Below are 10,705 nucleotides of genomic sequence, written 5' to 3'. Positions count from 1 at the left end.
CAAGGTGCTTTTCGAGAACACATTATCTCTTTAGAAAAGCTTGGCGTAAAAGCAAAGGAAGTAAGAACTTTATCTGATTTATCAAGTATAGATTCAATTATTCTTCCTGGAGGCGAGAGTACAGTTCAAGGAAAGTTATTAAGGGCTCTTAATATGATGGTTCCTCTTAAATCTATGATTGAACAAGGGCTTCCTGTTCTTGCAACATGTGCGGGCTTAATACTACTAGCAAATAAAATTGATAATGATGAAAACACTTATCTTTCAACGCTTCCTGTAAGTGTTAAAAGAAATGCGTATGGAAGGCAAGTCTCATCATTTATTACCACATCTAATTTAGGTCCACTTAATGCTGTTGAAATGATTTTCATTCGTGCTCCTTATATTACTAATGTAGAAGATGGTGTTGAGGTCCTCTCTATGCATGATGGAAAAATTACAGGGGTAAGGTATAAAAATCAAATAGGATTATCATTTCATCCTGAGTTAAGTAATGATTTAAGGTGCCATGAGCTATTTTTGAAGCTTACAAAATAATTCAATTGTGATATAGCCATACTGAAAATGTATGGTTATTTTTTTTCTATGAAGAGATTTATTTTATTATTACTAGCAGGTGTTTTATTAGTTTCGTGTTCTACTACATCATATAGTGGAAAAACAATGAATACATTACCTCTTGATATTTCTCGTCCTGATTTTGAAATAGTTGCAGAGGATAATTACGCTGAGGTTATGAAAAATGAGGTTGAGCCATATCTTGAAACAATAAAAAGTAATGGTGTTTTAGCTTCCAACCGTGATGGACATAGAATCTATTATGAAATATTTGATGTCGAAGATGAAAAAGGAAGCGTTGTAATCTTACATGGTTTTACTGAGTTTATCAGAAAATATAGTGAGATTATCTATTACTTTAATAGAGCTGGATATGATGTATATATGATAGAGCACTATGGTCATGGATATTCAGAAAGAAGAGCTGATGTTGCATCTTCACTCTCAAAGGTAGCGGTTGATGACTTTAATGTATATACAGAGGATGTAAAGCAATTTGTTGATGAGGTTGTGTTACCTCGTTCAAAGGATAATAAGTTAGTATTGTTTGGACACTCAATGGGTGGTGGAATTGCAACTAGATTCTTGGAAATCTACCCAGATGTTTTTGACTTTGCAATATTATCATCCCCTATGATAGGTATTAATATGGGAGCAGTACCAGAGTGGGCTGCTAAATTCCTATCTGGTTCTGCAAATCTATTTGGGGCCGGTGATGATTATATCTTTGGCCACTATGATTGGGATGCTATAGAATCATTTGCAGATCCAGGATGTCCTGCAACAAGCTATCCAAGGTACAAATACTTTTTTGATATGAGAAAGGAAAATGAGTACCATCAAACCTATGGTGCTACATGGTCTTGGTTAAATGCTGCATTAAAAGCAACAGAGAAGATGGTAAAACAAAGCGAAGCAGAAAAGGTAAAGATTCCTGTTTTACTTTTACAGGCAGAAATAGATAGCTTAGTTAGAAATGATAAGCAGTTAGAGTTTGCTTCCAAGGCTGAAAGAGTACATGTTGTAATGTGCCCTGATTCTCACCATGAGATTTTCAATTCTCCTGATGTAATTGCAAATGCATATTGGGTTACAGTTTTTGATTTTCTTGATGGTTTGATAAAATAATTATTTTACAAGGTCTATAATAAATGTATACTTTTTCTAGAGGTATAGTACATGAATATTGTCATATTGGGTGGTGTTGCTGCAGGTACTAAGGCTGCAGCAAAGTTAATGCGTCAAGATAGAAGCAACAATGTTACCATTTATACTAAGTCAAAGGATATTTCATATGCGGGATGTGGCCTTCCATACTACATAAGTGGTCTTATCAGTGATAAAGAAAGTTTGGTAGTAAATACTCCTGAGAAATTCTCATCACTAACTGGTGTAAATGTAAAAACTGAGATGGAAGCTGTAAGTGTTAATCCTAGTGAAAAAAGTGTTTCATTTAAGGATGGTAGCTTAGTTAACTATGATAAGTTAATTATTGCAACTGGAGCAAATCCTGTTGTACCTGAAATAGAAGGTGCAACTCTTTCGAATGTTTTTACTTTGCGTAGTGTTGACGATGCAGTTGCTATCAAGCGCTATATTGAAGAAAATAATGTTAAGAAAGCAGTAGTTGTTGGTGCTTCTTTTATTGGCTTAGAGGTAAGCGAAAATATCAAGGCAAAGGGTATCGATGTAACTGCAATTGATATGGCATCACAAGTTCTTCCAGGCCTCTTTGATCCTGATATGGCTTTGTATATAAAGAAACAGCTTAGTAAAGCTGGAATTAAAGTAATTAACAATTCTAAGCTTGAAGCAATTACCCCTGTAAGTGTAAAAACTGATAGAGGAACTTTTGATTCAGATATCGTAATTCTTGCTCTCGGAGTTAAACCATCTACAGCTTTCTTAGCTGGAACAGGTATTGAGATGGAGAAGGGGGCAATAGTTGTAGATAGCCAGCAGAAAACAAATATTCCTGATATCTATGCTGTTGGAGATTGCGCTCTTGTTACTAATGCTTTAACAAATAAGAGAGCTTATTCAGCAATGGGTTCTACTGCAAATATTACAGGTCGTATCCTTGCCAAGTCTTTAACCGGAGAAAATATTAGCTATAGAGGTTGTTTAGGTACTGCAGTACTACGTCTCTTTGAAGGCTTAAATGCAGGTAGAACAGGCTTAACAGAGAAAGCTGCTCTTGATGAAGGCTATGATGCAATCAGTGTTTCTTTAGTTGTTGATGATAAAGCACATTACTATCCTGGTAGTGGAAATTTTGTAATAAAACTTGTAGCTGATAAAACTTCACATAAAGTACTTGGTATCCAGGTAGTAGGACCAGGTAGTGTTGATAAAATTGTTGATAGCACCGTTTGTGCAATATATATGGGCGCAAAACTTGAAGATCTTGACAGTATGGATTTTTCATATGCTCCACCATTTTCAACAGCTATTAATCCTCTTGTTCAAGCTGCTTATGTACTTGAAAATAAAATTAATGGTACTCTCGATAGCTTTACTCCATATGAGTATTTGATGGGTAAAGCAAATGGCTATAAAGTAATAGATGTAAATAATGCACCAACTATTTTAGGGGCAATATTTGCACCATTTGATAAGCTTGAGGAAGTATTTAAAGATACTCCAAAAGATGAAAAGCTATTACTCGTTTGTGCTAGAGGTAGAAAGTCTTATTTAGTTCAAAATAGACTTAAAGCAATGGGCTTTACTGCAACAAAGTCATTAGAGGGAGGTGTTTCTCTTAATGATGTAAAAGTAAAGTTTGAAGGTGCAATTCCTCCACAAGAGGTAAGAAGAGTTAAAGCTCTTGGTTGTTTACAAGATAAAAGATATCCAGATGTATTTAATGTAAGAATTATTACTCGTAATGGTAAGATTACAGCTGAAGAGCAAAAGACTATTTGGGAAGCTTGTGAAAAGTTTGGTTCTGGTGAAATTACCATGACTACACGTCTTACATTAGAGGTTCAAGGGGTTAAGTATGAAAATATCCAACCTCTTATTGACTTCTTAAAAGAACGAGGACTTTCAACAGGTGGAACAGGTAGCTTAGTAAGACCTGTTGTATCTTGTAAGGGTACTACATGTCAGTACGGTCTTGCTGATACCTTTGCACTCTCTGAGAAATTACATGAGAAATTCTATGTAGGTTATCATGGTGTTACACTACCTCACAAGTTTAAGATTGCTGTTGGTGGTTGTCCAAATAACTGTGTAAAACCAAACTTAAATGACCTTGGTATCGTTGGTCAAAACGTACCTGTTTTTGATACTTCAAAGTGTAAGGGCTGTAAGGTTTGTCAGGTTGTAAATAGCTGTCCAATTAAGATTGCAAAGGTTGTTGATGGTAAGCTTTCTGTTGATCCTAATGAATGTAATAACTGCTCAAGATGTAAGGGTAAGTGTCCATTCAAGGTAACTGAAGAGTACATGCCAGGATATAGAGTATATATCGGTGGAAGATGGGGTAAAAAGATTGCACATGGTCTTCCATTAACTAGAATCATCACTAGTGAAGAAGAGTTAATGGATGTAGTTGAAAAAGCAATTTTACTCTTCCGTGATGAAGGTAAGACCGGAGAACGCTTTGCTGATACTGTTGCACGCTTAGGATTTGATTATGTAAATGATAAACTTCTTAATTCAGTTATTGACAAAGATGCTATCTTACATAAGGATGTTAAGGGTGGAGCAACTTGCTAACTAAAAACACCAAAAGATTGTAGCTGCCAGACTCAAATGTAGAAAAGGGCTTTAAAAGACACTATTTTTTGGCTTTCTTGATGGTAACTGCTATTTTGGGTGTTTTATGAAAAAAATAATAATTTTAATTTCTATAGTTATCCTGCTTTCAGCATGCACAAAAAGGGCTGAAAGTCAGGATAGTTTTGTTTTTACTGATGATTTATCAAGAGAAGTAAGGGTTACTTCACATAATCGCACTGCATCATTAATTGGAAGCTTAGCTCAAATATGGATGCTCTCTGGCGGAGAGGTTGTAGCTTGCCCTGATGATGGATGGAATGATTTGAACCTTAATTTAGCTGAAGATGTAGTAAACCTTGGAAAGATTTCTAAATTAAGTTTAGAAGGATTAATTTCTTCAAATCCTGATTTTATTCTTGCAAGTCCTAATAATAATCAACAATTATCTTGGAAGGAAAACTTCGAAGGAATGAACATTCCTACTGCTTATTTAGAGGTTTATGACTTTGATGATTATTTGCATGTACTTGATATCTTCGCAACGATTAATAATAGACGCGATTTATACCAAAAGTATGGCCTTGATGTTGAAAAGGAAATAAAACAAATCTTACAAAATAAACGAGCAGATAGTCCTAAGGTGCTTTGTATGCTTGCATCTACTCAATACTTTAAAGCTAAAAATAGTCAATCCAGTATCATGGGAGCAATGCTAAATGATCTTGGATGTATTAACTTAGCTGATAGCGAAGAAAGCTTATTAGAAAATCTTAGTATTGAGTACATCTTAAAAGAAGATCCAGAATATATTTTTATCACTCAGCGTGGTGATGATGAAGAGGGTATGAAAAAGTATGTTCAATCATATTTTGAAGACCATCCTCTTTGGAAGGAGCTATCTGCAGTAAAAAATAATAATGTTTATTTTATGGATAAAAATCTCTATAACTTGAAACCTAATCATAGGTGGGCTGAGGCATATAGAGGACTTGCAGAGGTTTTAAATAAATGAAAAAGCACATAGTTTTAATATCTTCAGTTATATTAATTTGTGCATTTTTTTTAAGCTTACTTATAGGAAGTGTTGTTATTACTCCAAAGGAGCTAATAGCATCTATATTTTCTGAAAATAGTATTAGCAGATACATTTTCTTCTATTCAAGGCTTCCTAGAACAATTGCTTGTATTGCTGCTGGAGCTGCATTAGCAGTTTCAGGAGCTATACTACAAAGTGTCCTTGCAAATAATTTAGCAGCACCTGGAATAATTGGAGTTAATTCAGGAGCTGGACTTGCTGTAACACTATCATGTGCTATTGGCGTTACTTCTGGTTTTATGATGAGTATTAGTGCCTTCTTTGGAGCTATGGTTACTTCATTATTTATTATGCTTATTTCATCTCGTCTTAGAGCTAGTAGAACATCAGTTTTGCTTTGTGGTGTATCGATGAACTACATATTAGGTGCTTTAAGTGACACTTTAACTAATTTAATACCTAGCGCTTCAATGAGTGGCAGTGACTTTGCTGTAGGAGGATTTTCAGCTGTTTCAGCTGTGCGCCTATACCCTGCAACTATTTTAATCTTTATTTCTATTTTCGTAGCTTGCACACTTTCTAATGAACTAGAGGTATTAGCTCTAGGTGATGATCAAGCAGCTTCCTTGGGCCTTAATGTAAAAAGAGTTAGAGCACTTTTTATAGTGCTATCATCACTACTTGCGGGAGCAGCCGTTAGCTTTACTGGCCTTTTAGGTTTTGTAGGATTGTTAGTTCCAAATGCAACAAGAAAGCTCCTTAAGGGCGATAAGAGATTTTCTATCTTGCTTTCTGCTATCTTAGGAGCTATTTTAGTAACCCTTTGTGATATAGTAGCAAGGTCTTTATTTAGGCCTTATGAGCTTGCAGTTGGAATAATAATGGCACTTATCGGCGGACCTGTTTTCTTAATCTTAGTGTTAAAGAGGAGACGATAATGATCAAAATATCAAACCTATCTGCTGGATATGGAGATGGAAATATTTTAAATAATATTTCATTAACGATACCAGAACACAAGCTTAGTGTTATAGCAGGGCCAAATGGTTCTGGTAAATCAACACTTTTAAAATCGATTGCAGGAATTATAAGACATAGTGGTACGGTTGAAGTTAATGGTATTAATCTAGAATCTTTATCACTTTCCGATAAAGCCAAAAGAATTGCGTATTTAGCTCAAAATAGAAGTGTTCCTGAGATAAGTGTAAGTAGTTTAGTTTTACATGGTAGATTTCCATACCTCTCATACCCAAGACGATATAGAAATGAGGATAAAATTGCTGTCGATGAGGCTCTAGAAAAAATGGGGATTATTAATTTAAAAAATAAGATGGTTAGTAATCTTTCAGGTGGAGAAAGACAAAAGGTTTATATCGCTATGGCGCTTTGTCAGGGTAGTGATATTCTCCTTCTTGATGAGCCTACTACTTTTTTAGATATTTCTCATCAATTAGAACTTTTAGAAATGGCTAGAAAGTTATGTACGGAAGGAAAAACAGTTGTTATGGTGCTTCATGATTTAAGTCATGCATTAGAGATAGCTGATTATTTTGTTTTAATGGATAGGGGACAAATTATATCTTCTAGTTCCCCTGAGGATGTTTATGCATCGAGATTAATAGATAAAGTATTTGATATTGAGGTTATAAAAGAAAAAGACCATTGGTGGTGCAAAAAGCACACCAATTAGTCTTTAGCGACTTTATCAAAGCCTTTACTTTTATATTCTGTTCCATCGAGTGCAGTCCAAAGTGCAACTCCATTGAATTTATCAAGTAGCTTTTGACCATCTTCCATATTCATTAAAAATAGGGCAGTTGATAGTCCATCTGCTAGTCCTGAATCTGGAACAATAACAGAAACAGCTCTCCAATAGCGTCCTGGCATAAGTGTATCAGGATCAATAATGTGGTGGTATGCAACATCATCTACAACGTAATAGCGCTGGTAGTCTCCACTAGTTACAACGGCACCTTTATCAAGCTTTACTTTTTGCTTATAGCTTCCATCAACACCTTCGGTATCCTGTAGACCAACTATCCATTCAGAACCATCAGGCTTTGCCTTTGTTGAAGCAACATTTCCTCCAACACTTATGAGTAAACTAATGTCTACTTTTTCAATTGCTTTTTGGGTTGCATAGCCTTTGGCAATTGCACCTACATCAAGCCGAAGTTCAGGGTCAGCAAAGTAAACCGTATTATTTTCATCATCACCTATGACTTTATCTAAATCTGTATGTTTGCTAGCCTCTAGTAATTCATCCATATCAGGTAGATATGCTGATGATGGGTCATATAATCCATCTTCTCTAGCTTCGTGCCAAAGTAATAGTACACTTCCAAGTGCTATGTTTACTCTATGGTTTGTTTCTTTATAAATATCTTTTGAAAATAGTAATAAATCGATTATCTTTTGGTCTACTTTAACAGGAGCTTTAGCAGCATTTTCATTAATATCTTTCATGTTTACAATGCCATCATAGCTGTTATAAATATCGTACAAACGATGGTATGTAAGCATTTCATCATGAATCTGTTTGGTAACAATATTAAATTCCTCTTCACTTTCAGCATAACCTACCATAGAGGTTACAGTGTCAAAAAGTGAGAGGAATGTAGCGCTATAGCGCTCTAAATCTTTACCGGATGAAGTGTTTTTATTACATCCGGTAAGAACCATGATAATGGTTAATATTGCTATTATCCATTTAGTTTTTTTCAAATCACAAATCCTTATTTCTCAATCTTTGCAATTAAGTCAGTAAAGTTTTTAACAGCAAGAGTAACTGAAGATACTAAGTCAGCATCTGTAGCAACACCCTTTTCGTTTACAGCTGTGCCCATTACTTCGCTGATTGTCTTACCTGTTGCATACTGAGAGAAAGCCTGAGCTTGGAGGTACCATTCCTTACCGATAGAGCTAGCTTTAGCCATACCGTAATCTTCCTTAAGCTCGTTCTTTGTCTTTACATATGCTGAATCAGAAGTAACTTGACCTTGAGCATCAAACTTAACTGTTGGCTGAACTGCATCAACAATCATTGATGTAATTACATCACCATTGAGTGTGATAGCACTTACTGTAGCATATGTCTGTGTTTGACCATTTGCCTTAGAAGTTGCGTCCTTACTCTTTGAGTTATTTGTATAGTGTGTGAGATAAAGTTCATCACCACTCTTAGCACCAAGATACTGAGCATTTTCAACTGCCTTAGCAATTGTAGCAATGATACCATCAAGGCCCATTGTTGCAGAAGAAGCAAGATCAACACCGTTTCTTGCTGCAGAAGTAGAAGCAATAGCCTTAACTTCATCAGCTGTAAGACCTACAACATACTGAGCAAGAGCTGCTGCTTGTTCGTTCCATTCCTTACCAATCTTACTAGCCTTAAGCATACCATACTTTGTCTTGAGTTCGTTCTTAGAAAGTACTGGAACACTCTTATCTGTTACGAGCTTACCTTCTTTAGAGAACTTTACTTTACCCTGAATAGCGTCGATAACACATGATTCAATTTTGCCTTCGGCATCAACTGTTACTGCAACAATATTAATCTCTGCAGTACCCTGTCCATCAGCCTTATCTGTAGCTGACTTACCTGTTGCTGATGTAATAAGAGCAAGTCCTGTCTTAACTTCAGGTGTAGCTGGTCTTTCTGATTCCATCTGGCCCTGAGCAAAAACTGTTGTAGCTGCTAATAAGCAAACAAGAAGAATAGCAATTAATTTCTTCATTTTTTTCCCTTTATATTCTTTTTAGTTAGTTTTAACTATCTTGAATAGCTTTTTAAATCCTTTAAGCTAATCAACATGTAAAAAAAAATAATAAACATAATATTTAATGTTTGAATATTGTATAATTTATATGTGAATAACATATGACATATAATTTTTATAAAAGTTATTTAGTTGGATGTTTTTACTAAATTTTTAGTAAAAAATATGTATTTTTTATAAAAAATAATTTTATAATAAAACAATGGTTACCCTTAAAGAGCTTTCTGAGATAGCAGGTGTTTCTCCTGCAACAGTTTCTCGCATACTAAATAATGATCAATCATTCTCTGTATCTAGACAAGTAAGGCTTAATGTTTTGAAGTATGCTTCTGAATATGGTTATCAAACACCAAGAGGAAAAAAGAAGGTTGGTAAAACCTTCGTTATTGGGGTTTTGGATTGGAAGATTGTACCTGAAGGTATGGTTCCCGGCTATGATATGCACTTTTCTAAGAGTAAAGATAATCCAATAGATATTAGATTTGTTAGACTTTCAAAAGGAGAAATAAAAGAGGTTGATGGATTAGTTGCTGTTGGTTACTTTACTCAAGAAGAGATTAACCAACTTTTACTTTGTACATCAAATATTTTAATAGTTAATTCTGATAAACAATTAGATTATAAAAATAATAGAATGATTATTGACCCTAATCCAGCCTGGTCAAAGGCAATAGAATATCTTACCGCATATACTAATAAGATTGCGTATATTGGTGGTGAATATAAAATAAACGATATTGTAATTGGTGATCTTAATAATAAGATAATGAGGAAAAAGCTAGAGGAAAAAGGTATATATAGTAAAAATCTATTTTTTAAGGGCTACTTAAATGATAGTGAAGGTTCTACGCTATTACATGCAGCAATTCACAATGGTGCAGAGGCAATAATTGTATCAAGTCAACTAATAGAAAAAGGAGTAATTAGAGAATATGATAAGCTTGGTCTTAATATCCCAATGGTATTAACACATGATATGCCTTTGAGTATGAGTAATGGCGATACAAGATTTCCTGTAGTGGTTACCTATCCTGATGATGGATGGCAAATAGCTATTGAGTTAATTTTAAATAATGCTAGAAAACCAAAATCAAATATCAATATCTTTATTTCTTCTTTATTTATTAATATGGTTAAAAAATGAATGTATTAAAAAAGTATCGTGATTTCTTTGTCTACATAGTTTTTGGATTTCAAGCAACAATACTTAATGCTCTCTTATACATGATTTTTTATCAAAAATTCATGATTAGTAATGTGATATCTACAATTATTGCTTGGACCATTACTTTAGTATTTGCATTTTTTACTAATAAATTCTTTGTTTATAAATCTACTGAACGAAGAGTAAAATATATATTTGTTGAGTTTATTAACTTCTTTTTATGTCGATTGCTTTCAGGAGTATTGGATGTAATATTTATGTTTATTAGTGTTGATTTATTAAACTTACTACCACTTCTAATGAAGTTTATAGCAGCATTAGGTGTCGGTTTAATAAATTACTTCGGTGGAAAGCTTTTTATATTTAAAAGTAGATAATAAACAATTGTAATAGCAGATAAGGAGTGTTTATGGTTTTACCAAATTATCTATTTGATCCACA

At 34.3% G+C, this 10,705-nt stretch carries 10 protein-coding genes; 8 read left to right on the top strand and 2 right to left on the bottom strand.

Annotated features, from left to right (window positions below; all coding sequences use genetic code 11):
* The 6 genes from pdxT to SOY52_RS00300 form a co-directional block, all read left to right on the top strand.
* Window positions 1-537 (top strand): pyridoxal 5'-phosphate synthase glutaminase subunit PdxT (gene pdxT / locus SOY52_RS00325; RefSeq protein WP_320846995.1); only part of this gene is annotated, 537 nt, incomplete at its 5' end.
* Window positions 538-585: 48 nt separating this feature from the next.
* Window positions 586-1,686: an alpha/beta hydrolase gene (locus SOY52_RS00320; protein ID WP_320846994.1), complete on the top strand. Its 1,101-nt coding sequence runs from the start codon at window positions 586-588 to the stop codon at window positions 1,684-1,686.
* A gap of 51 nt (window positions 1,687-1,737) precedes the next feature.
* Window positions 1,738-4,281: an FAD-dependent oxidoreductase gene (locus tag SOY52_RS00315; protein ID WP_320846993.1), complete on the top strand. Its 2,544-nt coding sequence runs from the start codon at window positions 1,738-1,740 to the stop codon at window positions 4,279-4,281.
* Between the two features lie 106 nt (window positions 4,282-4,387).
* Window positions 4,388-5,296, top strand: coding sequence for an ABC transporter substrate-binding protein (locus SOY52_RS00310; protein WP_320846992.1), 909 nt, complete (start codon window positions 4,388-4,390; stop codon window positions 5,294-5,296).
* A complete protein-coding gene (locus SOY52_RS00305) occupies window positions 5,293-6,258 on the top strand; it encodes an iron ABC transporter permease (protein WP_320846991.1) in 966 nt (321 codons plus the stop codon). Before SOY52_RS00310 ends, SOY52_RS00305 begins: the two co-directional genes overlap by 4 nt.
* Entirely contained in the window at window positions 6,258-7,010 is a 753-nt protein-coding gene (locus tag SOY52_RS00300; RefSeq protein ID WP_320846990.1) for an ABC transporter ATP-binding protein, read from the top strand. The genes SOY52_RS00305 and SOY52_RS00300 overlap by 1 nt, the downstream gene beginning before the upstream one ends.
* Here SOY52_RS00300 and SOY52_RS00295 read toward each other — a convergent pair.
* Both SOY52_RS00295 and SOY52_RS00290 read right to left on the bottom strand, forming a co-directional pair.
* Window positions 7,007-8,044: an FAD:protein FMN transferase gene (locus tag SOY52_RS00295; RefSeq protein ID WP_320846989.1), complete on the bottom strand. Its 1,038-nt coding sequence runs from the start codon at window positions 8,042-8,044 to the stop codon at window positions 7,007-7,009. The two genes, SOY52_RS00300 and SOY52_RS00295, sit on opposite strands and share 4 nt — an antisense overlap.
* An 11-nt stretch (window positions 8,045-8,055) precedes the next feature.
* The gene (locus SOY52_RS00290) at window positions 8,056-9,057 is read right to left on the bottom strand and encodes a hypothetical protein (protein ID WP_320846988.1); all 1,002 of its coding nucleotides are present in this window, start codon (window positions 9,055-9,057) and stop codon (window positions 8,056-8,058) included.
* Window positions 9,058-9,301: 244 nt separating this feature from the next.
* Between SOY52_RS00290 and SOY52_RS00285 the strand changes: the two genes are divergently transcribed.
* Window positions 9,302-10,243, top strand: coding sequence for a LacI family DNA-binding transcriptional regulator (locus SOY52_RS00285; RefSeq protein ID WP_320846987.1), 942 nt, complete (start codon window positions 9,302-9,304; stop codon window positions 10,241-10,243).
* Window positions 10,240-10,641 (top strand): GtrA family protein, encoded by a 402-nt coding sequence (locus tag SOY52_RS00280; protein WP_320846986.1) that lies wholly within the window; start codon window positions 10,240-10,242, stop codon window positions 10,639-10,641. The genes SOY52_RS00285 and SOY52_RS00280 overlap by 4 nt, the downstream gene beginning before the upstream one ends.
* Window positions 10,642-10,705: the final 64 nt, after the last annotated feature.

Origin of the sequence: Bullifex sp., assembly GCF_034103065.1 — a bacterium.
Taxonomy (GTDB): Bacteria; Spirochaetota; Spirochaetia; order Sphaerochaetales; family Sphaerochaetaceae; genus Bullifex.
Note: the sequence above shows the minus strand (reverse complement) of the source record. Positions and strands in the feature narration are given on the sequence as shown.

What these genes read in the sequence shown, in the direction of transcription:
- SOY52_RS00320 (WP_320846994.1), top strand. Translation starts at nt 586, where the DNA reads ATGAAGAGATTTATTTTATTATTACTAGCAGGTGTTTTATTAGTTTCG.
- SOY52_RS00315 (WP_320846993.1), top strand. Translation starts at nt 1,738, where the DNA reads ATGAATATTGTCATATTGGGTGGTGTTGCTGCAGGTACTAAGGCTGCA.
- SOY52_RS00310 (WP_320846992.1), top strand. Translation starts at nt 4,388, where the DNA reads ATGAAAAAAATAATAATTTTAATTTCTATAGTTATCCTGCTTTCAGCA.
- SOY52_RS00305 (WP_320846991.1), top strand. Translation starts at nt 5,293, where the DNA reads ATGAAAAAGCACATAGTTTTAATATCTTCAGTTATATTAATTTGTGCA.
- SOY52_RS00300 (WP_320846990.1), top strand. Translation starts at nt 6,258, where the DNA reads ATGATCAAAATATCAAACCTATCTGCTGGATATGGAGATGGAAATATT.
- SOY52_RS00290 (WP_320846988.1), bottom strand. Translation starts at nt 9,057, where the DNA reads ATGAAGAAATTAATTGCTATTCTTCTTGTTTGCTTATTAGCAGCTACA.
- SOY52_RS00285 (WP_320846987.1), top strand. Translation starts at nt 9,302, where the DNA reads ATGGTTACCCTTAAAGAGCTTTCTGAGATAGCAGGTGTTTCTCCTGCA.
- SOY52_RS00280 (WP_320846986.1), top strand. Translation starts at nt 10,240, where the DNA reads ATGAATGTATTAAAAAAGTATCGTGATTTCTTTGTCTACATAGTTTTT.